General features: G+C 71.4%; 17 protein-coding genes and 1 rRNA gene. 5 read left to right on the top strand and 13 right to left on the bottom strand.

All coding sequences use genetic code 11. The annotated features are described in order from the left end of the window. Positions 1–108: 108 nt before the first annotated feature. Both RLT58_RS22285 and RLT58_RS22280 read right to left on the bottom strand, forming a co-directional pair. A 16S ribosomal RNA gene (locus tag RLT58_RS22285) occupies positions 109–1,632 on the bottom strand. A 696-nt stretch (positions 1,633–2,328) separates the two neighbouring features. Continuing rightward, positions 2,329–3,336 carry a stage II sporulation protein M gene (locus RLT58_RS22280; protein WP_311312139.1) on the bottom strand — a complete coding sequence of 336 codons (1,008 nt, stop codon included), beginning with the start codon at positions 3,334–3,336 and terminating at the stop codon, positions 2,329–2,331. Between the two features lie 118 nt (positions 3,337–3,454). Between RLT58_RS22280 and RLT58_RS22275 the strand changes: the two genes are divergently transcribed. After that, positions 3,455–4,471 carry an RDD family protein gene (locus tag RLT58_RS22275; protein WP_311312138.1) on the top strand — a complete coding sequence of 339 codons (1,017 nt, stop codon included), beginning with the start codon at positions 3,455–3,457 and terminating at the stop codon, positions 4,469–4,471. Positions 4,472–4,506: 35 nt separating this feature from the next. Here RLT58_RS22275 and RLT58_RS22270 read toward each other — a convergent pair whose 3' ends face one another. The 8 genes from RLT58_RS22270 to RLT58_RS22235 all read right to left on the bottom strand — a co-directional run bounded on the left by RLT58_RS22270 (position 4,507) and on the right by RLT58_RS22235 (position 12,801). After that, positions 4,507–5,118: a hypothetical protein gene (locus RLT58_RS22270; RefSeq protein ID WP_311312137.1), complete on the bottom strand. Its 612-nt coding sequence runs from the start codon at positions 5,116–5,118 to the stop codon at positions 4,507–4,509. 170 nt (positions 5,119–5,288) lie between these two features. Further along, the gene (gene ahcY / locus RLT58_RS22265) at positions 5,289–6,746 is read right to left on the bottom strand and encodes an adenosylhomocysteinase (protein WP_311312136.1); all 1,458 of its coding nucleotides are present in this window, start codon (positions 6,744–6,746) and stop codon (positions 5,289–5,291) included. 249 nt (positions 6,747–6,995) lie between these two features. After that, positions 6,996–8,027 (bottom strand): cation diffusion facilitator family transporter, encoded by a 1,032-nt coding sequence (locus tag RLT58_RS22260; RefSeq protein ID WP_311312135.1) that lies wholly within the window; start codon positions 8,025–8,027, stop codon positions 6,996–6,998. 88 nt (positions 8,028–8,115) lie between these two features. Further along, positions 8,116–9,291 (bottom strand): mannose-6-phosphate isomerase, class I, encoded by a 1,176-nt coding sequence (gene manA, locus RLT58_RS22255; RefSeq protein WP_311312134.1) that lies wholly within the window; start codon positions 9,289–9,291, stop codon positions 8,116–8,118. A gap of 79 nt (positions 9,292–9,370) precedes the next feature. Next, positions 9,371–10,510, bottom strand: coding sequence for an SIS domain-containing protein (locus RLT58_RS22250; RefSeq protein WP_311312133.1), 1,140 nt, complete (start codon positions 10,508–10,510; stop codon positions 9,371–9,373). A gap of 64 nt (positions 10,511–10,574) precedes the next feature. Next, positions 10,575–10,757 (bottom strand): Trm112 family protein, encoded by a 183-nt coding sequence (locus RLT58_RS22245; protein WP_311312132.1) that lies wholly within the window; start codon positions 10,755–10,757, stop codon positions 10,575–10,577. 173 nt (positions 10,758–10,930) lie between these two features. Further along, positions 10,931–12,337 carry a phosphomannomutase/phosphoglucomutase gene (locus tag RLT58_RS22240; protein ID WP_311312131.1) on the bottom strand — a complete coding sequence of 469 codons (1,407 nt, stop codon included), beginning with the start codon at positions 12,335–12,337 and terminating at the stop codon, positions 10,931–10,933. An 86-nt stretch (positions 12,338–12,423) separates the two neighbouring features. After that, positions 12,424–12,801 (bottom strand): DUF3499 domain-containing protein, encoded by a 378-nt coding sequence (locus tag RLT58_RS22235; RefSeq protein ID WP_311312130.1) that lies wholly within the window; start codon positions 12,799–12,801, stop codon positions 12,424–12,426. Positions 12,802–13,123: 322 nt separating this feature from the next. Between RLT58_RS22235 and RLT58_RS22230 the strand changes: the two genes are divergently transcribed. After that, on the top strand, positions 13,124–13,552 hold the full coding sequence (locus RLT58_RS22230) for a metallopeptidase family protein (RefSeq protein ID WP_311314604.1): 429 nt from the start codon (positions 13,124–13,126) through the stop codon (positions 13,550–13,552). Between the two features lie 63 nt (positions 13,553–13,615). Here RLT58_RS22230 and RLT58_RS22225 read toward each other — a convergent pair whose 3' ends face one another. The 3 genes from RLT58_RS22225 to RLT58_RS22215 form a co-directional block, all read right to left on the bottom strand. Next, positions 13,616–15,169 (bottom strand): DUF5719 family protein, encoded by a 1,554-nt coding sequence (locus RLT58_RS22225; protein ID WP_311312129.1) that lies wholly within the window; start codon positions 15,167–15,169, stop codon positions 13,616–13,618. After that, on the bottom strand, positions 15,166–19,029 hold the full coding sequence (locus RLT58_RS22220) for a glycosyltransferase (protein WP_311312128.1): 3,864 nt from the start codon (positions 19,027–19,029) through the stop codon (positions 15,166–15,168). The genes RLT58_RS22225 and RLT58_RS22220 overlap by 4 nt, the downstream gene beginning before the upstream one ends. A 334-nt stretch (positions 19,030–19,363) precedes the next feature. Beyond that, entirely contained in the window at positions 19,364–19,627 is a 264-nt protein-coding gene (locus RLT58_RS22215; RefSeq protein ID WP_003968728.1) for a WhiB family transcriptional regulator, read from the bottom strand. A gap of 712 nt (positions 19,628–20,339) precedes the next feature. Between RLT58_RS22215 and RLT58_RS22210 the strand changes: the two genes are divergently transcribed. Genes RLT58_RS22210 through RLT58_RS22200 form a run of 3 tightly spaced genes read left to right on the top strand, consistent with a single transcriptional unit; the run spans position 20,340 to position 23,175 of the window. Continuing rightward, positions 20,340–20,870 carry a cysteine dioxygenase gene (locus RLT58_RS22210; protein ID WP_311312127.1) on the top strand — a complete coding sequence of 177 codons (531 nt, stop codon included), beginning with the start codon at positions 20,340–20,342 and terminating at the stop codon, positions 20,868–20,870. A gap of 35 nt (positions 20,871–20,905) precedes the next feature. After that, a complete protein-coding gene (cofD, locus tag RLT58_RS22205) occupies positions 20,906–21,862 on the top strand; it encodes a 2-phospho-L-lactate transferase (RefSeq protein WP_311312126.1) in 957 nt (318 codons plus the stop codon). Continuing rightward, positions 21,859–23,175 carry a coenzyme F420-0:L-glutamate ligase gene (locus RLT58_RS22200; protein ID WP_311312125.1) on the top strand — a complete coding sequence of 439 codons (1,317 nt, stop codon included), beginning with the start codon at positions 21,859–21,861 and terminating at the stop codon, positions 23,173–23,175. The genes cofD and RLT58_RS22200 overlap by 4 nt, the downstream gene beginning before the upstream one ends. Positions 23,176–23,239 lie beyond the last annotated feature (64 nt).

The following is a 23,239-nucleotide window of genomic DNA, read 5'->3' as shown; positions in this document are numbered from 1 at the left end:
TGCCAACCGTGCCGAATAGTCAACGTTCCACCCATGAGCAACCAGCACCGAACATTCGCCGGTGTACTGGCCTCTGACCAGGCAAGCCCGGTAAGAAGTGCTCCTTAGAAAGGAGGTGATCCAGCCGCACCTTCCGGTACGGCTACCTTGTTACGACTTCGTCCCAATCGCCAGTCCCACCTTCGACAGCTCCCTCCCACAAGGGGTTGGGCCACCGGCTTCGGGTGTTACCGACTTTCGTGACGTGACGGGCGGTGTGTACAAGGCCCGGGAACGTATTCACCGCAGCAATGCTGATCTGCGATTACTAGCAACTCCGACTTCATGGGGTCGAGTTGCAGACCCCAATCCGAACTGAGACCGGCTTTTTGAGATTCGCTCCGCCTCGCGGCATCGCAGCTCATTGTACCGGCCATTGTAGCACGTGTGCAGCCCAAGACATAAGGGGCATGATGACTTGACGTCGTCCCCACCTTCCTCCGAGTTGACCCCGGCAGTCTCCTGTGAGTCCCCATCACCCCGAAGGGCATGCTGGCAACACAGAACAAGGGTTGCGCTCGTTGCGGGACTTAACCCAACATCTCACGACACGAGCTGACGACAGCCATGCACCACCTGTCACCCGACCACAAGGGGGCCGTATCTCTACGGCTTTCCGGGCGATGTCAAGCCTTGGTAAGGTTCTTCGCGTTGCGTCGAATTAAGCCACATGCTCCGCTGCTTGTGCGGGCCCCCGTCAATTCCTTTGAGTTTTAGCCTTGCGGCCGTACTCCCCAGGCGGGGAACTTAATGCGTTAGCTGCGGCACCGACGACGTGGAATGTCGCCAACACCTGGTTCCCAACGTTTACGGCGTGGACTACCAGGGTATCTAATCCTGTTCGCTCCCCACGCTTTCGCTCCTCAGCGTCAGTAATGGCCCAGAGATCCGCCTTCGCCACCGGTGTTCCTCCTGATATCTGCGCATTTCACCGCTACACCAGGAATTCCGATCTCCCCTACCACACTCTAGCCTGCCCGTATCGACTGCAGACCCGGGGTTAAGCCCCGGGCTTTCACAACCGACGCAACAAGCCGCCTACGAGCTCTTTACGCCCAATAATTCCGGACAACGCTTGCGCCCTACGTATTACCGCGGCTGCTGGCACGTAGTTAGCCGGCGCTTCTTCTGCAGGTACCGTCACTTTCGCTTCTTCCCTGCTGAAAGAGGTTTACAACCCGAAGGCCGTCATCCCTCACGCGGCGTCGCTGCATCAGGCTTTCGCCCATTGTGCAATATTCCCCACTGCTGCCTCCGTAGGAGTCTGGGCCGTGTCTCAGTCCCAGTGTGGCCGGTCGCCCTCTCAGGCCGGCTACCCGTCGTCGCCTTGGTAGGCCATTACCCCACCAACTAGCTGATAGGCCGCGGGCTCATCCTTCACCGCCGGAGCTTTCAACCTTCCCCCATGAGAGAGAAAGTATTATCCGGTATTAGACCCCGTTTCCAGGGCTTGTCCCAGAGTGAAGGGCAGATTGCCCACGTGTTACTCACCCGTTCGCCACTAATCCACCCCGAAGGGCTTCATCGTTCGACTTGCATGTGTTAAGCACGCCGCCAGCGTTCGTCCTGAGCCAGGATCAAACTCTCCGTGAATGTTTTCCCGTAATCGGGTCGACACCACGAGAGCGGAACAATCAGGCCGGAATAAGACCGATCGTCCACTGTGTCCTCGCTGTGTTCATTGCCTACCAAACCCCGAAGGGTCTGCCAGGACTTTCAAAGGAACCTCCAACCTGCCGAAGCAGGCCGGGGTATCAACATATCTGGCGTTGACTTTTGGCACGCTGTTGAGTTCTCAAGGAACGGACGCTTCCTTCGTACTCACCCCTGCGGGCTTTCCTCCGGGCGCTTCCCTTCGGTCTTGCGTTTCCGACTCTATCAGACTCTTTCGCGTCCGATTCCCGGCCGAAGCGGGTCTCGCATTTTCCGCTTTCCAGTTCTTCGCTTTCGCGTTTCCCTTTCCGGCGGTTTCAACCTTACCAGACTCATTTCGTTCCGTTTCCGGTTCGAATTTGATTTCCGGTGGCCGTTGAAGGGGCCTTGCCTTTCGGCTGATTCGACTTTATCAGAAGCATTTCGGCCGAACCTAATCGGCGTCATGTTCCGGAGAGTGGGAATCAATGGCTCTGCGGAAATAGAATTTCCGTTGAGAGCGAGCTAGACACTAACTGCTGGGCCCGAACTTGTCCAGTTCGAGGCAACCGTTTGAATCTACCTCCCCCTGTCCACCGTGTCAACGGCTTTTTGGGGCGAGGAGGAGACTAGCAGGTCAGACGCGGCGTACGCACATCAGGCAGCCACCGGCAGTTCCGCGCTGCGTTCGGCTGCCTCCAGGTCGCCCAGCTCACCGGCGCGCGCCGCTCGGCCGCCCAGGACATAGACGTACGTGAGGAAGGCCAGCTCGGCGGCGATCCCTATGGCGATACGGGCCCAGGTCGGGAGGCCGGACGGGGTGACGAAGCCTTCGATGACGCCCGAGACGAAGAGGACGAGCGCGAGACCGATAGCCATGCCGATGGCAGCTCGGCCCTGTTGCGCCAGCGCCGTGCGCCGGGTCTGCGGGCCGGGGTCGATGACCGTCCAGCCCAGCTTGAGGCCGGTGCCGGCCGCGACGAAGACGGCCGTCAGTTCGAGCAGTCCGTGCGGAAGGATCAGTCCGAGGAAGGTGTCGAGCCGGCCGGCCGAGGACATCAGCCCGATGCCTACCGCCAGGTTCAGCACGTTGACGAACAGGATCCAGATCACCGGGACACAGAGGAAGGCCCCCAGGACCAGGCACATGGCGGCGGCCTGCGCGTTGTTCGTCCAGACCTGCGCCGCGAACGAGGCCGCCGGGTGGCTGGAGTAGTACGTCTCGTACTCGCCGCCCGGGCTCGTCAGGCGCCGGAGGTCTTCGGGGGCGGCGATGGCCGACTGGACTTCCGGATGGGTGCCGATCCACCAGCCCATCAGCGCGGCCAGCAAGGTGGAGAGGACGGCGGTGGGTATCCACCAGTGCCGGGAGCGGTAGACCGCTGCCGGGAATCCCGCCGTGAGGAAGTGCGCGGCGTCGCGCCAGGAGGCGCGGCGGGTTCCGGTCACCGTGGCACGGGCGCGGGCCACCAGCTGGGTCAGCCGCGCGGTGAGCAGCGGGTCGGGGGCGCTGGACTGGATCAGGGAGAGATGCGTGGCCGTGCGCTGGTAGAGGTCGACGAGCTCGTCGGCTTCCGCGCCCGTGAGCTTGCGCCCGCGGTGCAGGAGGTGGTCCAGGCGGTCCCACTCGATGCGGTGGGCGTGGACGAAGACGTCGAGGTCCATGATCGGCTGCTGCTCCAGGCATGGGTGTGTACCGGTCCGTACAACTGCGGCGCGCTGCGGGTCAGCTTGGCAGACTGGGGCGACGAGGGGCAGGGACGGTCGGCGATGGGGTGGGGCGATGAGTGAGCTCGTGACCGGTGACGCGGTCGTGCTGGGGCTGCGGCCGGCGAAACTGCCGAGCCGGGCGCTGGCTCTGGTCATCGATCTGGTGGTGCTGGGAACGGCGTTCACGCTGGTGTCGCTGGGGCTTGCCATAGCGACGGCCTCGCTGGACGACGCGGCGGTGGCCGCGGTGTCCGTCGCGGCGTTCCTGCTGTTTCTGGTGGGGGCCCCGATCGCGGTCGAGACGCTCAGCCACGGGCGTTCGCTGGGGAAGCTGGCGTGCGGGCTGCGGGTGGTGCGGGACGACGGGGGTCCCATCCGCTTCCGGCACGCGCTGGTCCGCGGGGCGATGGGTGTCGTGGAGATCCTGATGACCCTCGGGGTGATCGCCTCCGTCGCCTCGCTGGTGTCGGCGCGCGGGCGGCGGCTCGGTGACGTCTTCGCGGGGACGCTCGTCGTACGGGAACGGGTGCCGGCGGGACGGGCCGCGGCGGTACCGCCGCCCCCGCCCTGGCTGGTCGGGCGCTTCGCGGACCTGGACCTCTCGGCGGTCCCGGACGAACTGTGGCTGGCGGTACGCCAGTACCTGACGCGGATGTACCAGCTGGACCCCGTCGTCGGCCGGACCATGGCGGGGCGGCTGGCCGGGGAGGTCGCCGCGCGGACCGGGGTGCCAGCGCCGGTGGACGTACCGGCCGCCGCGTATCTGGCGGCGGTGGTGAACGAGCGGCAGATGCGGGACACGCGTCGGATGTTCGAGGCCGCCGCCCGCCATACCGGCCCGGTTGGTTCTGCTGTGCCTGCCGCCTCTGCCGGTCCCGTCGTCCCCACCGGCGCCGGCATCGGGTTTGCCGTGCCGGGGCCAGGAACGCCGGGCCGCGAGTCCGGACACATGGGCCCCGGATACACAGCGCCTCCCCCGCACACGGGACCTGCCCACCCGGCACCCGGACCCGCAGGTCCCGCCCCCGTCGCGCCCCCGGCCGAGCAGGCTCCCCGGCCCCCGGCCACCGGATTCGCTCCGCCCGCGTAGGGCCCCGTCCGGACAGCGGAGGCCGGGCAAGCGTCCTAGCGGTCGGAGGGCGGGGTCTCCAGGTCTTCGAGCTCGATGCCGGGGGCGGACAGGACCACGTCCCCGGCGATGTGGACGGCGTGCCGATCGCCGGTGTCCAGGGCGCTGACCTGGTATTCGTCCACGGTCAGGGGGCCGTTGTCAGTGGGGTGCGCTTCACTGTTCACCAGGGCCCAGGACTGGTCGGAAGTACGGGGCGCGAGGACCGGATCCGTGAACGTGACGACGCGGAGCCGGGTCTCGGGGGAATCGGGGGTGAGACGCAGCAGACGAGCGGTCGCGATGAGGAACGCGGGGGATGTGCCGGTGAAGGCGTGGGCGCGGACATTGCCTTCGGTGGCGTGAGCCCCCGTGGGGTCGGTACGGACCCAGGTGAGGCCCTCCAGGGCGGCACCGCGGACCTGCCAGCTCGATGCGTGCAGTTCGAGACGGATGGGGCGGCCGAGTTCGTCGAGGGTGAGGTCGACGGAGCCCAGGTGGTCGCCGGACGGGGCGGTGGTCTGGGAGACGTAGCGCCAGCCGGAGGGGCCGGGCGCGCAGTGGAAGTGTTCTTCACCGAGGGGGGTGTGGTCATGAAGGTCGTGAAGCGAATATCGGCCGCGGGGCATGGGGTCCTTCGAGGTTCCTCGGGCTGAGCGGGTGCGGTACGGCGCAGGCCCCCGACACGGGGGTGCGGGGGCCTGCGTGCGTAGCGGCTGCTGATCACCCGGGCTGCTGGATCACCCGAGTCGCGTGGTCCGCCGGTGACCGGTCATCGGCGGACCATCGCGGGCGGGGATCAGTAGCGGTAGTGGTCCGGCTTGTACGGGCCCTCGACCTCGACGCCGATGTACGCGGCCTGCTCGGGGCGGAGCGTCGTCAGCTTCACGCCAAGCGCGTCGAGGTGGAGGCGGGCGACCTTCTCGTCGAGGTGCTTGGGCAGCACGTAGACGTCGGTCGGGTACTCCTCGGGCTTGGTGAACAGCTCGATCTGGGCCAGGGTCTGGTCCGCGAACGAGTTGGACATCACGAACGAGGGGTGGCCGGTGGCGTTGCCCAGGTTCAGCAGGCGGCCCTCGGAAAGCACGATGAGGACCTTGCCGTCGGGGAACGTCCAGGTGTGGACCTGCGGCTTGACCTCATCCTTGACGATGCCGTCGATCCGGGCCAGGCCGGCCATGTCGATCTCGTTGTCGAAGTGGCCGATGTTCCCGACGATGGCCTGGTGCTTCATCTTGGCCATGTCGGCGGCCATGATGATGTCCTTGTTGCCCGTCGTGGTGACGAAGATGTCGGCCTGCTCGACGACGTCGTCGAGGGTGGCGACCTGGTAGCCGTCCATCGCGGCCTGCAGGGCGCAGATGGGGTCGATCTCGGTGATGATCACGCGGGCGCCCTGGCCGCGCAGGGACTCCGCGCAGCCCTTGCCCACGTCGCCGTAGCCGCAGACGACGGCGGTCTTGCCGCCGATCAGGACGTCGGTGGCGCGGTTGATGCCGTCGATCAGCGAGTGGCGGCAGCCGTACTTGTTGTCGAACTTCGACTTGGTGACCGCGTCGTTGACGTTGATCGCCGGGAACAGGAGGGTGCCGTCGCGGTGCATCTCGTAGAGCCGGTGCACACCGGTCGTGGTCTCCTCCGTGACACCACGGATCTCCGAGGCCAGCTGCGTCCACTTCTGCGGGGACTCACCGAGCGTGCGGTTCAGCAGCGTGAGGATGTACGCGTACTCCTCGCTGTCCGCCGTCGACGGGTCCGGGGCCGCGCCGGCCTTCTCGAACTCGACGCCCTTGTGCACCAGCAGGGTGGCGTCGCCGCCGTCGTCGAGAATCATGTTCGGGCCGCCCGTGGGGGTGTTCGGCCAGGTCAGGGCCTGCTCCGTGCACCACCAGTACTCCTCCAGCGTCTCGCCCTTCCAGGCGAAGACGGGGACGCCGGCGGGGGCCTCCGGAGTGCCGTTCGGACCGACGGCGATGGCTGCCGCCGCGTGGTCCTGGGTGGAGAAGATGTTGCAGGAGGCCCAGCGGACCTCGGCGCCGAGGGCTACCAGGCTCTCGATCAGCACGGCGGTCTGCACGGTCATGTGCAGCGAGCCGGTGATGCGGGCGCCGGCGAGCGGCTGCGCGTCGGCGTACTCCTTGCGGATCGACATCAGGCCGGGCATCTCGTGCTCGGCGAGGGTGATCTCCTTGCGGCCGAAGGCGGCGAGGGAGAGGTCGGCGACCTTGAAGTCCTGGCGATTGGCGACCGTCGTCATAACGGGCTGCTCCTCGTAATGGGGTCGAGGGTGGGTAGGGCGGCTCTGCGAACGGCGGGCACAGGAATGCCCGGGGCGCTCGCAGCGCAGTCCGTCGGAGGCCCTCTCTCCCTCGGCCGGTCCGGCGTACGGACCGATCGACCGCCATCAGCAGCGACGTCTGACACTGCCCTCGAATCTACACCGAACGGCGCAGCCGCTCCCAGCCCGACCGGGCGGAGAGCGGCTGCAAAGGCGGATCGGATGCGGTCAGTGGCCGGATTCCGTCGGGTCGGCCGGATGGTCCGGGTCGTCCGGGGTCCGGTCAGGGTCGGGGGCGAGGGAGCTGCCGCCCGGGGCCTTGGCGGGGTTGGTGCCGGCCGCGGCGGCCGCGGCGTTGTAGATGTCCGGTTCCAGGTAGATGACCCGGGCGATCGGGACGGCCTCGCGGATGCGGGACTCGGCGGCGTTGATGGCGTTGGCGACCTCGGTGGCCGTGTCGTCGTGCTGGACCGCGATCTTGGCGGCGACCAGCAGTTCCTCCGGGCCGAGGTGGAGCGTGCGCATGTGGATGATGCCGGTGACGGTGTCGCCGTCGACGACGGCGGCCTTGATCTTCTCGACCTGGTCGGTGCCGGCGGCCTCGCCGAGCAGCAGCGACTTGGTCTCGGCGGCCAGCACGATGGCGATCGCGATCAGCAGGACGCCGATGCAGAGGGTGCCGATGCCGTCCCACACCCCGTCGCCGGTGCCCAGGGCCAGGCCGACGCCGGCGAGCGCGAGAACCAGACCGATGAGCGCGCCGAAGTCCTCGAGCAGGACCACGGGGAGTTCGGGGGCCTTGGCGCGGCGGACGAACTGCGTCCAGGTGAGCGAGCCGCGGGTCTCGTTGGACTCCTTGATCGCCGTACGGAAGGAGAAGCCCTCGGCGATGATCGCGAAGACCAGGACGCCGACCGGCCAGTACCAGGCCTCGATCGCGTGCGGGTGCTTGATCTTCTCGTAGCCCTCGTACACGGCGAACATGCCACCGACGGAGAACAGGACGATGGAGACGAGGAAGGCGTAGATGTAGCGCTCGCGGCCGTATCCGAAGGGGTGCTGCGGGGTGGCCTCGCGCTGGGCCTTCTTGCCGCCGAGCAGCAGCAGCCCCTGGTTGCCCGAGTCGGCGAGCGAGTGGACGCTCTCCGCCAGCATCGAGGACGAGCCACTGAACAGGAACGCCACGAATTTGGCCACTGCGATCGCGAGGTTGGCGCCGAGCGCCGCCACGATCGCCTTGGTTCCGCCTGACGCACTCATGGGTGCCTGGTGTCCCTTCTTCGGTGCTGCGGCTCCGGCGGCCGCGGTACGGCCGGACATTGTTGCAGTCGCTGGTGCGGACGGTACGTCAGGCCACCACAGTGGCACGGAACAGCGTGCCGGTTCCGGACACTTCGGCCTTCTCGCCGGCCGGTACGAAGACCGACTCGCCCGGTGCGAGGTCCAGTTCGCCCGCCCGGGGCGCGCCGCTCGTGGCCAGCAGGATCTGCGGGGTGGCCGCGGTGAGGTCCACGGGGGCCGCGCCCGCCGAGAGGTCGAAGCGGGAGAGGCGGAACTCGTCGACCGGGGTCTCGTACAGCTCCTCGCCGGACGGGGACGCCTCGGGGCGCAGGACGCCCGGTTCGGTGGCCTCGAAGCGGACGATGCGCAGGAGTTCGGGCACGTCGATGTGCTTGGGCGTGAGGCCGCAGCGCAGCACGTTGTCCGAGTTGGCCATGATCTCGACGCCGAGGCCCTCGAGGTAGGCGTGCGGGACACCGGCGCCGAGGAACAGGGCCTCGCCGGGCTGGAGCCGCACGTAGTTGAGCAGCATGGCCGCGATGACGCCGGCGTCGCCCGGGAAGTGGTGGGCGATGCGGGCGTACGGGGCGTAGGCGCCGCCGAGCCGTTCGGCGGCGGCCGCGGCGGCGGTGACCGTCTCGGCCATCTCCTCCGGGTCCGCGGTGAGGATCGCCGTGAGGACCTCGCGCAGGGCGGCCTCTTCGGGGTGGGCGCGCAGCAGATCGGCGTACGGCTTGAGGGAGTCGATGCCCAGCGCCTCGATCGCCTCGGCCGCCTCCAGGGGCCGGCGGAATCCGCACAGGCCGTCGAAGGGGGTGAGCGCGCAGATCAGCTCGGGCTTGTGGTTGGCGTCCTTGTACGTGCGGTGGGGGGCGTCGATCGGGACGGACCTGCGCTCCTCGTCCGCGTACCCCGCCTGTGCCTGCGCGAGGTCGGGGTGGACCTGGAGCGAGAGGGGGGCGCCGGCGGCGAGGATCTTGAGCAGGAAGGGGAGGCGGGGGCCGAACTTCTCGACGGTGGCCGGGCCGAGTTCGCCGGCCGGGTCGGCGGCGATGACGTCGGTGAGGGGCTGCTCGGCCGAGCCGTCGGCGGCGGGGCGGGTTATCCGGGAGGGGGCTCCGGGGTGGGCGCCCATCCACATCTCCGCCTGCGGCTCGCCGGTCGGGGCGACGCCGAGCAGGGCGGGGATGGCGGTGGTGGAGCCCCAGGCGTACGGGCGCACGGTGTTGGAGAGCCGGTCCATGGAAATCGTCCTTGTGCCTTGTGAGGTGCGTGGTGCGGTGCGTGGTGTTTCTCGGTGTGCGGGGGCGTCGTCGCCCGGTTCAGGCGCGGGCCGCCGAGGCCAGGGCCAGGTAGACGGCGGCGAAGTCGGTGACGGCGAGGAGTTCGGCGAGGGCTTCGAGCCGGCTGCTGCCCTCCTCCGGTTCGAGTTCGCTGATCGCCGTGTCGTGGCCCAGGGCCAGTTCGCGGGCGGCGGGGGCGGCGCTCAGGCCGCCGGTGGGCCGGTCGCGGAGCAGGACGACGCGGGCGTGGAGGGGTTCGGACTCCTCGACGCGGTCGCGGAAGAAGTCGTCGGGGTCGGCTCCGGCGGCGAATGCGCCGGCCAGCAGGGCGCCGTGTGCGGGCAGCGCCTCGGGGAGTTCGGCGGCCAGGGCCGGGCGGCCCGAGAGCTCGGCGAGGACCGCGGCGAAGCGGCGGCCGACCGGGCCCGCCGCGTCGCCCTCCGTCCAGATGAGGGGCAGGCTGTCGGCGAGTTCGGCAGCCAGGGTCTTGGCCGGGTTGCTGTACGTGACGATGGCCGGGCTGCAGCGCTCCGCCGCGCGGTCCAGGCGGTCGGCCACGCTGCCCAGCATCTCGGCGGACGCGGTGACCAGGCCGACGCGGTCGAGCAGCGCGAGCAGCGGAGTCAGCAGGGCCCAGAGGGTGCCGGGGCCCGCGGCCGACGTCTCGGCGTCGTACTCGCCGTGCGGGGCGGAGGCCATCGGTACGACGAGCCCGTGCACCCCGTCCACGGCCTCGCGCAACGGGGACTGCCGGGGGGCGACGGCGACGACCGTGCAGCCGCGGCGGTACGCCTGTTCGGCGAGGAGGGCGAGGCCGGGTTCGGAGCCGTCCGCCGTGGCGATGAGCAGCAGGTCCACGGAACCGGCCCAGCCTGGCAGCGTCCAGCGCATCGCGCCCGCGGCGGGGGCGACGCCGGTCGGGTGGATGCGGGTGACCGGGGCGGAGGCGCCGGCGAGCGCCGCGATCAGGTCGGCGACACCGGACGCGGCGGTGCCGTAGCCCGCGAGCAGGACGGCTCGCGGGCGGCCTTCGGGGTTCAGCTCGGTGATCCCGGCCTCCGCCGCGTGCCGGGCGGCGGTACGGACGCGGGCCCCGGCCTCGGCGGCGCCGCGGAGCAGACCGCGGCGGTCGGCTCGTGCCAGGGCTTCCGGGGCGTCGAGCAACGACTCGTCGAGCATGGGGACGGTCCTCCGATCACGTACCGATCACCGTGCGGGGTGGTTCGCGTGGTGCGGTTACGCGTTACGCGGGGCGGCGGGCCTCGTCGACGAGGAGGACGGGGATGCCGTCCCGTACGGGGTAGGCGAGGCCGCAGTCCGTGCCGGTGCAGATCAGTTCGGGGTTGTCGGCCGCCGTCCGGTCGTCGAGGGGGGAGTGACAGGCCGGGCAGGCCAGGATCTCCAGGAGGCCGGCTTCGAGCGGCATGGGGTGGGTCCCTTCGGTGCCAGGTGGATCGGGCGAGGTCAGCCTACCGCTGGGGTGGTGGGGGCGCGGCCCGGCCCGGCCGGGGTGGCCGGGGGTCCGCCTGCGGCGGGGCTGAAAGCCTTCGGGGCTCCGCCCGGACCCCGCTCCTCAGGCGCCGGGGGGCTGGGACTGGCTCAGGAGGGACCGGAGGCGGGGCCGGATACGGCGCCCGGGTTGCGGATCAGGGTCAGGGCCTCGTCCCTGATGGCCCTCATCGTCTCTTCGTCCCGCGCCTCCACGTTCAGCCGCAGCAGCGGCTCCGTGTTGGAGGCGCGGAGGTTGAACCACCAGGTGGGGGCCGTGATCGTCAGGCCGTCCAGTTCGTCCGCCGTGGCGCCCTCGCGGGTGGCGAAGGCGGCTCGTACGTCCGCCGTGCGGGCCGGCTGGTCGTCGACCGTGGAGTTGATCTCGCCCGACGCCGCGTAGCGGTCGTACTGGGCGACCAGGGAGGAGAGGGGGGCGTCCTGGGAGCCCAGGGCGGCCAGGACGTGGAGGGCGGCGAGCATGCCCGTATCGGCGTTCCAGAAGTCGCGGAAGTAGTAGTGCGCGGAGTGCTCGCCGCCGAAGATCGCGCCGTGTGCGGCCATCTCCGCCTTGATGAAGGAGTGGCCGACCCGGGTGCGGACCGGGGTGCCGCCGTTCTCGCGGACGACCTCGGGGACGGAGTGGGACGTGATCAGGTTGTGGATGACCGTGCCCCTGCCGCCGTTGCGGGCCAGTTCGCGGGCCGCGACCAGGGCGGTGATCGCCGACGGGGAGACGCCGGCGCCCCGCTCGTCGACGACGAAGCAGCGGTCCGCGTCCCCGTCGAAGGCCAGGCCGAGATCGGCGCCCTCCGCCACCACCCGGGCCCGGAGGTCGACGATGTTCGCCGGGTCCAGCGGGTTCGCCTCGTGGTTGGGGAACGTCCCGTCCAGCTCGAAGTACATCGGGACCAGGTCCACGGGCAGTCCGGCGAAGACCGTGGGGACCGTGTGGCCGCCCATGCCGTTGCCCGCGTCCACGACGACCTTCAGCGGGCGGATCGACGAGAGGTCCACCAGGGACAGAAGGTGGGCGGCGTAGTCCGCGAGGGTGTCGCGTTCGGTGACCGTCCCCCGGGCCGCCGGCTCCAGGGGCCGGGGCGCGCCCGACTCCGACCACTTCTCGACCAGGGTGCGGATCTCGGAGAGGCCGGTGTCCTGGCCCACCGGGGCGGCGCCCGCGCGGCACATCTTGATGCCGTTGTACCGCGCCGGGTTGTGCGAGGCCGTGAACATCGCGCCCGGCAGGTCCAGCGCCCCCGAGGCGTAGTACAGCTGGTCCGTCGAGCAGAGGCCGATCAGGGTGACGTCGGCGCCGCGGCCCGCCGCGCCCCGGGCGAAGGCTCCCGAGAGGGTGGGGGACGTGGGGCGCATGTCGTGGCCGATCACGATCGCGTCCGCGCCGGTCACCTCGGTGAACGCGGCCCCGAACAGTTCGGCCAGCCCCTCGTCCCACTGATCGGGCACGACTCCGCGCACGTCGTACGCCTTCACGAGCTGCGAAAGGTCTGCAGTCACGGGCCGGTCCTCCTGAGGTTTCTTCGGACCGCCAAACTACCCGGCGGCCCGGGACACCCCGCGCTCCGGTCCGTACCGGCGGCCGGTCAGGAGTCGGGGGAGCGCAGCACGCGGAGGTGGCCCCTGCGGGCGACCTCCATCGGGTCCGCGGTGCGCGGGCCGCCGTCGCGGGCCGCGTCCCCGCGGTCCTGCGGGCGGGCCGCCTCGCGTACGGCGTTGGCCAGCGCTTCCAGGTCGTCGCCGCTGGGGCGGCTGGGCGCGGAGGGGTCGGAGAGCCGGACGACTTCCCAGCCACGGGGCGCGGTGAGGCGCTCGCTGTGCTCGGCACAGAGGTCGTAGCAGTGGGGCTCGGCGTAGGTGGCGAGCGGGCCGAGGACCGCAGTCGAGTCGGCATAGACGTACGTCAGTGTCGCGACGGCAGGGCGGCCGCACGCGGTGCGCGAACAGCGACGTACAGGGCTCACGATGTTGGACGGTACCGCACTCTTGAGCGGGCTGCGACGACTCTCCCCCGGCTCACCCCACCGTGTCGCCCTGTGACGTCGGGCACAGCACACTTCGGGGCAACTCCCCTGACCTGCGCGGGAGGAGAGGGGCGCGGGCGGCGGCGGGGGCGATTGCGGTCGCCGCTCGGACCGAAAGCTGTCGGAGGCGGGAGTGCAGCGATCGGGAGCGGGGCCGGAAACGGGCGTCCGTGTGGCCGGATTGTTCAAGCGCGGACAGGGCCGTCGCCCTCCCGGGCAGCATCGGCCCGCTCGCGCCGGGGAGCGTTACGCTGCGTCGGTGATGGACAGTTCCGTACCGCCCCCCTCGTCCGAGCCGCGTCCGCGGCGCCGAGACCGGCACGGCCGCGGCATGCGCGGGCCGGTCGCACCGCCGCAGGTGCCGCTCTCGACCAGCCGGGCGGACAGTTTCCGCGATCTGGTGCAGGATTCGGTGGAGCGGCTGGAGCGGCGCTGGCCGCAGCTGGCCGAGGTCGACTTCGTGGTCCTCGAAGTGCCGGAGACGGTGGACGAGACCGTGCCGCTGGGCAGCGCGGTGTCGGCCGAGAAGGAACGGCCCGCGCAGATCGTCATCTACCGGCGTCCGCTGGAGATCCGTACCAAGAACCGTGACGAGCGTGCGCTGCTGGTGCACGAGGTCGTGGTGGAGCAGGTCGCGGAACTGCTCGGGCTCGCGCCGGAGTCGGTCGACCCCCGGTACGGACAGGAGTAGCCGCGCGTACGGGAACGCGGATCCGTTCCCGTACGCGCGGCTCGTCCCGGGCCGTCGCGGCCGTCAGTCGTCCAGGACCGACAGGTCCTGTTCGGCGGCGGGCACCTCGACCGTCCCCTCGGCGTCCGGCAGCGTCTGCACCGTGAACATCGGGATGCCGTCCATCGGGACGGTCAGTGTGCGGGCCGCGTGGACCGCGCCGCCGGACAGCGTCTCGACCGTCAGGGCGTACGTGCCCTTGAGCCCGGCCGGTACGGGCGGGGTGACGGCGACGGTCGTACCGGCCGGCACCTTGTACGTCTTGCTGACCGGGGTGCCGCCCTTGCTTCCGGCGGAGGCCGTGACCCGGACCTCCCCGGCGGCACCGGGGGCGGTGAGCGAGAGGACCGAGCCCTTGGACCGGTTGTCGGCGACGGTGGCCTGGGCGCCGACCGGGCCGGTGGCCGGGATGTAGCCGACCTCCTGCTGGTCGCCCTTGCCGCGCACCACCCGCAGCGCGGCCACCACCGGGGTGGCCCGGCCGCTCTCCTCGGGCACCAGCAGCAGCGAGCCCGCCTCGCCGCGGGTGAGGTTCTTGAGGTCGACTCCGGCGGTCATCCGGGACTTGACGTGCAGGTCCTCGTGTCCGGCCGGGGTGATCGCGCCGGACTTGCCGAGCAGCTTCAGCTTCAGGTCGGCGTCGTCGTCGCCGGGTGCGAAGGCCACCAGCCGGACCGAGGTCGCGTCCGCCGGGATGCCCGGCAGGACCAGGGTGCCCGCCGGGTCGGCGGAGGCGGTGATCCAGTCGCTGCCGGTCTTGTCGTCGGCGGTCCTGACGGCTGCCCCGACCCGTCCGGTACGGGTGGTGACGTGAACGGTCACATCGTCGGCCGCCTTGCTCGTCAGCGTCGAGATCAGGACACGCACGCCGGACTTGGCGGGGACCGTGATGCCTTCGCCGACGTCGGACTTGAGCGTGCCGTCGGGGCCGTACAGCTCGATGTCGGCGACGGCCGCGGTGTCGTCCGGGTTGGTGAGGTGGACGTAGTCCTCGCGGGACTTGGCGGTGCTGGCGGCCGGGAACCAGAAGTCGGTGTCGGGCGGGGTGCAGCTCGCGCCGAGCAGGCCGCGCCCGTCGCCCGCCTCGATCGTGGTGGTCTGCTGGGCGGTGAAGCCGGGGGCCAGCCGGCCGGTGGCGGTGCCGACGAGGGCGGGGGCGTCCGAGCCGGAGACCTCGCCGGTGGCCGGCTTGCCGGGATCCTTGAGGGAGACCATGGGCTTGGCCCGGTCCGCCTTCTTGGTCTTCTCGTCCTTCTTGCCGTCCTTGGACTTCTTGGACTTCTCGTCCTTGGCGTCCTCCTTGGCGGTGGCCGCGGACGAGGAGAGCTCGGCGGTGCCGGCCGCCGCCGAGCCGGCGCCGCCCTTCGCGGCCGGTGTGAAGGCGGTGTACGCGGTCTCGGCGAGATCCGAGAGGCCGGGCGCCGGGCAGAGCAGCGTGGACCGCTCCACCGGGAGGCGCACGGCCGTCTTCGCCTCGGCCGGGCCCCCGTCGTCGTCCGGCGCGGAGAGCGCGGCGAATCCGGTGACGGCGGCGAGGGCGACGGCCCCGGCGATGAGGGACAGGCTGGTGGACTTCACTCGGACTCGCCTCGCGATGCGTTACCGGTCGGCCACGGGTTCTGGCCCGGGGCGGGGTTCTCGTCGGGGTTCTGCGGGTCGTAGGGCCGCTGCTCGCCGTACTGCCCGGTGCCGTACTGGCCCTGGTCGTACTGACCGGGGTCGTACGCGTTGGTGCCGTACTGCCCGTCGGGGTCGTAGGGCGAGGGCGCCTGGGGGTCGTAGGTGCCGTTGGGGTCGTACGGGGCGTTCGGGTAGTGGCCCTGGCCGTCCGGCTGCTGGGCGGGGTAGTCGCCCTGCTGCTGGGGATAGCCGTACGGGTCGTAGGCGCCGGTGCCGTCCGCGTACTGGCCCTCCTGGTACTGCTGACCCTCCTGGTACTGCGGGTAGGCGGGCTGCTGCTGGTACTGCTGGGTGTCCCACTCGCCGTACTGCTGCGCGGGCACCGCCGCGTACTGGCCGGTGTCGCCGTCCGCCTGGTGGGGGACGAAGACGTCCTGGTCGCCGTCGGCGGACGGCTCCGGCTCGGCGGGCTGCTGGGCGGGCGCGCCGTACTCCGCCTGCTCGGCGCCCGCGCCCGGCTCCTTTGGGCCCTCGCCCTCCGCCTCGCCCTCCGCCAGGGCGGCGGCGCGCAGCCTGCGTGCCCGGCGCCCCTCGCCGGCGACCGGCTCGGCGGGGACCGTCACGGACTCCTCGGGCAGGTCGTCGTCGATCTCGCGGCGGCGGCCCGGCAGGGCCAGGACCACCAGGACCACGGCCATCGCGGCCTGGGCCCAGATCCACACGGAGTGGGTGAAGGGCGTCTCGTACGTGAGGTCCAGGGTGCCGCCCTCGGCGGGCAGCTCGAAGCCCTGGGCCCAGCCGTCGACGGTCTTGCGGGTCAGCGCCCGTCCGTCGAGCGTGGCCTGCCAGCCGGGGTCGGCGGCGTCGGCGATCCGCAGCACGCGGCCCGCCTTGCCCGCCGGGACCGCGGTGTGCGCCTCGACGGGGGCGGACCCCACCGGAAGCGGCTCGTCACCGGCGGCGGGCGGGACGATCATGACCCGGGCCACCTGGCGGTCGACCCGCCACAGCGCGCTGCCGTCCAGCTGGCTGAGCCGGCTGAGGCCCGGCGTCGCGTCGAGCACCCGGCTCATCTGCTTCGGTGCCCCGTCCCGTACGAGGACGTAACGGATCGCGAAGCCGCTGAGCTGGCTGCCCTGGTCGGCGCCGGAGCCGGCGACGAGGTTGGCGACGACCTTGTCGAGGTGGCTGTTGCCGCCCTCGGCCGCGGCCAGTTCCGCGTCGCCGAGGCGGGCGCCGGAGCCGCGCACCAGCGTGTAGGCGACGGAGCCGGGCGAGGTGCCGCCGAGGACCAGGGTGCGCGGCTGGTCGCGGGTGCCGCTCTCCTCCGCGACGAACGCGGGCACCTGGACCGGGTCGCGGCGCTCCAGCGGGCCTGAGGCGCCGCCGATCATCCAGCCGAGTGCGGCCAGGACGGGGGCGATGCCGGCCGCGAGGGCGATCAGGGCGGCGACGGGCTGGCGCCAGCCGAAGCTGAGCTCGGCGACGCGGACCCGGGCGCCGTCCGCGCCGACCAGCGCGGCGGCGATGAGCGCGGCGCCGTAGGCGAGAGTGGCGGGGCCGGCCCAGCCCGAGCCGTTGGCGAGCCCGGCGAAGGCCAGGGAGACCAGCGCGGCGGCCCACGCGGTCCGCACGGCGAACTGCCGCTCCCCGCGCAGCAGCGCGGCCAGCGCGGCGAGGACGATGCCGAGGAGCAGGACGCCGCCCGCCGCCTTCGGACCGCCGGGGCTGATCCCCAGCAGGTCCAGTGCGGAGGCGGAGCCCGTACCGGTCTCCAGGCCCGCTTCCTTCAGGAAGGAGGAGGGGCTGCCCAGCAGCGAGAGCGACCAGGGCGCGAGGACCAGCAGCGGGGTGCCGACGGCGGCGAGGAAGCGCAGTCCGTAGGCGGTGATGTCGTTGCGGCGCAGCACCAGCACACCGAGGCCGAGGACCACGGCCAGCGGCCACACGATCGGCGTAAAGGCCATCGCGAGCGTGAGGAGCAGGGTGTAGGCCCAGGTGGCGCGCCAGCTGCCCCGGCTGTCCCCGGTGGCGCGCATGCCGTGCGCGGAGACGGCCGTGCGGGCGATCAGCGGGAGCAGGACGGCCAGGACGGCGGTGCCGAGGCGGCCGGTCGCCAGGGCGCCGGTCGCGGCGGGCAGGAAGGCGTACGCGACGCTCGCCCAGGCCCTCAGCAGCCGCGAGGGGAGCAGCGGCCGGGAGACGAAGTAGGCGGTGAGTCCGGCGAGCGGGACCGAGCAGACCAGCAGCAGGGTGAGCGCGAAGCCGGTGGAGCCGAGGAACAGCGCGGACAGGGCCGAGAGCACGGCCAGATACGGCGGTGCGGTCTGGGTGCCGCCGGTGCCGACGGTGTGCCAGCCGTCGGCATAGCGGCCCCACAGCTCGGAGACGTCACCGGGCGCGGGCAGCAGGGCGCCGCCGGCCAGGGCGCCGCCGCCGAGCAGGCTGCGGCAGGCGACGAGGGAGACGAGGAGCAGGAGGGCGAAGAGGACGGGGCCCGGCTTGCGCCCGATCCGCTTCAGCCGGGCGAACTGGTCGATCTCCAGGAAGTCGGCGTCGTCGCCGCCGGGGCCCGACTCGACGGCGCCGTGCCGTGAGCCGCCGGACTCGGCCTCCGAGCCGCCGCCGAAGTTGCCGGCGACCTGCTCGACGGTCGCGCGGACGGTGGCGCCGGGCGCCGGGAACAGCGCGCGCAGCTCGGCCGGGTCGACGGCGCCCTTGCCGCGGCTGCGGCGTGCGGCGAGGATCCGGCCGGGGCGCAGCAGGGTGCCCAGGAGTCCGGTGACCTCGTCGACCGCCTGGCCGGGCACCTTGCCGACGAGGTAGGCGAGGGTACGGAGCAGGGTGCCGACGACGAGGCGGAGCAGCACCCAGGGCAGCTGCTTGCCGCGCGCGTTGGCGAGCATCGTGTAGACGGCGCCGGCCTTGTCGACGCGGTGCGGGCTGGCGACGGAGCGGCCGGCGCAGTCGATGGGGCGGCGTTCGCGGGCGGAGGCCTCGGCGTGCCGGAGGATGGCGTCGGGGGCGACGAGCACCCGGTGGCCGGCCAGGTGGGCACGCCAGCACAGGTCGACGTCGTCACGCATCAGCGGGAGCCTGCGGTCGAAGCCGCCCAGCTCCTCCCAGACGTCCCGGCGGATGAGCATGCCGGCGGTGGAGACGGACAGGACGGTACGGACCTGGTCGTGCTGGCCCTGGTCCTGCTCGCGGCGGTCGAGCCCGGTCCAGCGGCGGCCGCTGTTGGCGATCGAGACGCCCACTTCGAGGAGCTGCCTGCGGTCGTACCAGCCCCGGAGCTTGGGTCCGACGATCGCGGCGTGCCGGTCGTTGTCGACGACGCGCAGCATCTCGGCGAGCGCGTCGGGCTCGGGGGCGCAGTCGTCGTGGAGCAGCCAGAGCCACTGCACCGGTTCGCCGTGCGGGAGCTCGGGGAGGTCGTAGGTGTCGTCGCGCCAGGTCCTGGTGACCGGGTCCCAGCCGCTGGGCCGCTTCAGATAGGGCAGGTCGTCCGGGGTCAGGACGCCGGCCGTGCGGCTCGCCTCGTCGACGGCGGTGCCGAAGCTCGTACGCCGCGCGAGGTGCAGGACCCGGTCGGCGCCGAGCGCCTCGGTGACCAGGCGCGCGGAGTCGTCGGCGCTGCCGGTGTCGGCGGCGACGACGTTCTGTACGGGGCGTTCCTGCCCGAGCAGCCCGGCGAGCGCGTCGGGCAGCCAGCGTGCGCCGTCGTGGGAGACGAGCACGGCGGTGACGACATGCCGGGGGAACTCTGGGGCGGCGGCGGCCGCGTACGGCGCCGTTGATTGGCTGTGCACGGACATCGAGGTACGGGCCCTCCGGCCGGGTCCGGGGGACGTCCCCCCGGGGGCTGCATCGGTGTACACGCGCGCCCTGTCGGGTCGTTGGCGCGTCTCGGACGGGGCCCCACACTAACGGTACGGATCGCCGGGGTGGCGCGGAGCGGTTCAACGAGGGCGGCGACGCGGGGGCGGCCGGCGGAAAGCGGGTCCGGACAGCGCGATGGCCCGCCGCCTGCGGGCAGGGTGCAGGCGGCGGGCCATGGGCGCCGGGTGCCGGGGCGTCCGGGGGGTGGTCGGCTCCCCGGGGTCCGGCTCTTGGGGTCCGGCCTTCCGGCCGGGCGGTCGGGCACGACGGTCAGATCGCGGCCTTCTTCAGACGGCGGCGCTCGCGCTCGGAGAGGCCGCCCCAGATGCCGAACCGCTCGTCGTTGGAGAGGGCGTACTCAAGGCATTCGGACCGGACTTCACAGGCGAGGCAGACCTTCTTCGCCTCGCGGGTCGATCCGCCCTTCTCGGGGAAGAAGGACTCGGGATCGGTCTGGGCGCACAGTGCGCGCTCCTGCCAGCCGAGCTCCTCGTCCGCGTCCTCGACCAGCAGTTGCTGGAACAGCTCGGTCATGTGCGCCCCTCGTCTGTCTCTTGCGTCCCCGTGATGCGGCCGTCATCGAATCGGCCGAACGACACGAGTGAAATTACAAGTGTGTAGCTTTGGGCCAGTCAAGCTCAGATCTGCTATTGGGCCCGGTATTCACTCTGCGGAACCAAGCGTATGCGTAAAGTGTTCAAATCACCAAAAACCTGACATATGCCATGGGCCTCGTCGCGGCGTCACCTGTCGCAGGTAGGAACTCCCGCGGGGGTGGGTACGTTGCGATTCGATCACTGAAGCGATCAAGATCACATTCAGGTCACGGGCTCCCGACCGCGTTTGACGGTGCGGTTGTTGCGCCACATCTCCGCCGGAGGGGCTGAACAAACCTTTCTCCGCATGGAGTAACCGGATGAGGTGAAACATTACCGCCAAATCGGGCATTGGGTTGACAGTCGGGGCTTCGCCGGTTCTCCTTGATGTCATGCCAGTGACCTCAGCGATGCGCGCCACCCACAGCCGTGGGTTCCGCAGCGCTGTCCAGGCTCGCTGTTGCTGTTCCAGCTGTCAGAGCTGCTGACGCCGACGCTGTCGAAGCCCTCGCGCTCCGGCTCGGCCCCGCTCCACCCGGACCCCGGATCCCTCCCCCACGCGGCCCCCGGCCCTGCGGACACCCGGTCCCTCCGGTCCTCGCGACACCCCGCACCCGCACTTGCACTCCTGCCGAGGAACCACCGCACCCATGAACAGCGACAACGACCTCCAGATCGCAGGCGACCTCCTTGAGGTCCAGCATCTGCTGCGCCCCGCACGCGAGCACCCCGTGACGGTGGCCGAATTCGTCGGGCTCGCCCGCACCATCGCCGCCGACCGCTCCCAGTGGGCCCCCCTCGTCCGGTACGACGCCACCACCCGCTGGTACCACCGTCTGCGCACCGTTCCCCAGGCTCCCGGCCCCGCCCGAGCAGGGGAGAGTCCACTCGGCTACGAGGTCTGGCTGCTCAGCTGGGTCCCCGGCCAGGGCAGCGGGCTGCACGACCACGGCCCGTCCTCCGGCGTACTGACCGTGCTGGAAGGCGAACTGACGGAGCGTACGGACCGGGGCCAGCGGGCGCTGGGCCCCGGCGCCCAGCGCGTCTTCGCCCCCGGCTACGTCCACGAGGTCGTCAACGACTCCCTCGAACCGGCGGTCAGCCTGCACGTCTACTACCCGGGCCTGACCGACATGCCCATGCACGCCGCCCAGTGCGCCCCGGCGGCCGCCACCGTCTGATCGGCCGGCGTCCTACACCTGACAGACTGTTTCGCATGCGCATTGTGGTTCTGGCCGGCGGTATCGGTGGTGCTCGTTTTCTGCGTGGCCTCAAGGAGGCCGCGCCCGACGCGGACATCACGGTCATCGGCAACACCGGTGACGACATCCATCTGTTCGGGCTCAAGGTCTGTCCCGACCTCGACACCGTGATGTACACCCTCGGCGGTGGCATCAACGAGGAGCAGGGCTGGGGGCGTACGGACGAGAGCTTCCACGTCAAGGAGGAGCTCGCGGCGTACGGCGTGGGCCCCGAGTGGTTCGGGCTCGGCGACCGTGACTTCGCCACCCATATCGTCCGTACGCAGATGCTCGGCGCGGGCTATCCGCTCAGCGCCGTCACCGAGGCGCTCTGTGCCCGCTGGAAGCCGGGGGTCCGGCTGCTGCCGATGTCCGACGACCGCGTCGAGACGCATGTGGCCGTCGACGTCGACGGCGAGAGCAGGGCCATTCACTTCCAGGAGTACTGGGTGAAGCTGCGCGCCTCCGTGCCCGCGCAGGCGATCGTGCCCGTCGGCGCCGAGCAGGCCAAGCCGGCGCCGGGCGTCCTGGAGGCCATCGCCGGGGCCGACGTCATCCTCTTCCCGCCGTCCAACCCCGTCGTGTCCGTCGGGACCATCCTCGCCGTGCCCGGCATCCGGGAGGCGATCGCCGAGGCCGGGGTGCCGGTCGTCGGCCTCTCCCCCATCGTCGGCGACGCGCCCGTGCGCGGGATGGCGGACAAGGTGCTGGCCGCGGTGGGCGTCGAGTCGACGGCCGCAGCGGTCGCCCAGCACTACGGCTCGGGGCTGCTCGACGGCTGGCTGGTCGACACCGTGGACGCGGGCGCGGTGGACGAGGTGGAGTCCGCGGGCATCCGCTGCCGTTCCGTACCGCTGATGATGACCGACGTCCCGGCGACCGCCGAGATGGCCCGCCAGGCGCTGGCCCTCGCCGAGGAGGTACGCGCATGAGCGCCGCCCCGGACACCGCGCCCTCGTACCGCGTGTGGGCGCTGCCCGGGATGCCCGAGGTGCGGGCCGGGGACGATCTCGCGAAGCTCATCGCCGCCACCGAGCCGGGCCTGGCCGACGGCGACGTCCTGCTCGTCACCTCGAAGATCGTCTCCAAGGCGGAGGGCCGGATCGTCGGGGCCACCGACCGGGAGGCGGCGATCGACGCCGAGACGGTACGGGTGGTGGCGCGGCGCGGGGCGCTGCGGATCGTGGAGAACCGGCAGGGCCTGGTGATGGCCGCGGCCGGGGTCGACGCCTCGAACACCCCCGCCGGAACGGTCCTGCTGCTGCCCGAGGACCCCGACGCCTCGGCCCGGGCGATCCGGGAGGGGCTGCGGGCCGCGCTCGGCATCGAGGTCGGCGTCGTCGTCACGGACACCTTCGGGCGACCGTGGCGCAACGGGCTGACCGATGTCGCGATCGGGGCGGCCGGGGTGCGGGTGCTGGACGATCTGCGGGGCGGCAGCGACGCGTACGGCAATCCGCTGAGCGCGACCGTGGTGGCCACGGCCGATGAGCTGGCCTCGGCCGGTGACCTGGTCAAGGGCAAGGCGGACGGGCTGCCCGTCGCGGTGGTGCGCGGGCTCGGCCATGTCGTGGACCCGGCGGACGCCGGGGGCGCGCGGGCGATGGTGCGGGTCGCGGCCGACGACATGTTCCGGCTCGGGACGTCCGAGGCGGTACGGGAGGCGGTGGCCCAGCGGCGTACGGTGCGCGAGTTCACCGACGAGCCGGTGGATCCGGGGGCGGTACGCCGTGCGGTGGCCGCGGCCGTGACGGCGCCGGCGCCGCACCACACGACGCCGTGGCGGTTCGTGCTGCTGGAGTCGCCCGGGTCCCGGACCCGGCTGCTGGACGCGATGCGGGACGCGTGGATCGCGGATCTGCGGCGCGACGGGAAGAGCGAGGAGTCGATCGCCAAGCGGGTGCGGCGGGGCGATGTGCTGCGGCGGGCGCCGTATCTGGTGGTGCCGTGCATGGTGATGGACGGCTCGCACACGTACGGGGACGCGCGGCGGGACGGTGCGGAGCGGGAGATGTTCGTGGTCGCGGCGGGGGCCGGGATCCAGAACTTCCTGGTGGCGCTGGCCGGTGAGTCGCTGGGGTCGGCGTGGGTGTCCTCGACGATGTTCTGCCGGGATGTGGTGCGGGAGGTGCTGGCGCTGCCGGCGTCGTGGGATCCGCTGGGGGCGGTCGCCGTGGGGCGGGCGGCGGTGTCGCCTCCGGCGCGGGGGGGCCGTGCGGCGGAGGACTTCGTCGTGGTGCGGTGAGCTGGGCGCGGGCCGGTGGGTGGTTTCGGGGCTCCGCCCCGGACCCCGGTCCTCAATCGCCGGA

The sequence above is a fragment of the Streptomyces sp. ITFR-16 genome, assembly GCF_031844705.1.
Classification (GTDB): Bacteria; Actinomycetota; Actinomycetes; order Streptomycetales; family Streptomycetaceae; genus Streptomyces.
This window is presented reverse-complemented; position numbering and strand designations above follow the sequence as displayed.

Excerpts from the sequence above, each read along its gene's own strand:
- RLT58_RS22280 (WP_311312139.1), bottom strand. The coding sequence starts at position 3,336 with ATGGACCTCGACGTCTTCGTCCACGCCCACCGCATCGAGTGGGACCGC.
- RLT58_RS22275 (WP_311312138.1), top strand. The coding sequence starts at position 3,455 with ATGAGTGAGCTCGTGACCGGTGACGCGGTCGTGCTGGGGCTGCGGCCG.
- RLT58_RS22270 (WP_311312137.1), bottom strand. The coding sequence starts at position 5,118 with ATGCCCCGCGGCCGATATTCGCTTCACGACCTTCATGACCACACCCCC.
- ahcY (WP_311312136.1), bottom strand. The coding sequence starts at position 6,746 with ATGACGACGGTCGCCAATCGCCAGGACTTCAAGGTCGCCGACCTCTCC.
- RLT58_RS22260 (WP_311312135.1), bottom strand. The coding sequence starts at position 8,027 with ATGAGTGCGTCAGGCGGAACCAAGGCGATCGTGGCGGCGCTCGGCGCC.
- manA (WP_311312134.1), bottom strand. The coding sequence starts at position 9,291 with ATGGACCGGCTCTCCAACACCGTGCGCCCGTACGCCTGGGGCTCCACC.
- RLT58_RS22250 (WP_311312133.1), bottom strand. The coding sequence starts at position 10,510 with ATGCTCGACGAGTCGTTGCTCGACGCCCCGGAAGCCCTGGCACGAGCC.
- RLT58_RS22245 (WP_311312132.1), bottom strand. The coding sequence starts at position 10,757 with ATGCCGCTCGAAGCCGGCCTCCTGGAGATCCTGGCCTGCCCGGCCTGT.
- RLT58_RS22230 (WP_311314604.1), top strand. The coding sequence starts at position 13,124 with ATGGACAGTTCCGTACCGCCCCCCTCGTCCGAGCCGCGTCCGCGGCGC.
- RLT58_RS22220 (WP_311312128.1), bottom strand. The coding sequence starts at position 19,029 with ATGTCCGTGCACAGCCAATCAACGGCGCCGTACGCGGCCGCCGCCGCC.
- RLT58_RS22215 (WP_003968728.1), bottom strand. The coding sequence starts at position 19,627 with ATGACCGAGCTGTTCCAGCAACTGCTGGTCGAGGACGCGGACGAGGAG.
- RLT58_RS22210 (WP_311312127.1), top strand. The coding sequence starts at position 20,340 with ATGAACAGCGACAACGACCTCCAGATCGCAGGCGACCTCCTTGAGGTC.
- cofD (WP_311312126.1), top strand. The coding sequence starts at position 20,906 with ATGCGCATTGTGGTTCTGGCCGGCGGTATCGGTGGTGCTCGTTTTCTG.
- RLT58_RS22200 (WP_311312125.1), top strand. The coding sequence starts at position 21,859 with ATGAGCGCCGCCCCGGACACCGCGCCCTCGTACCGCGTGTGGGCGCTG.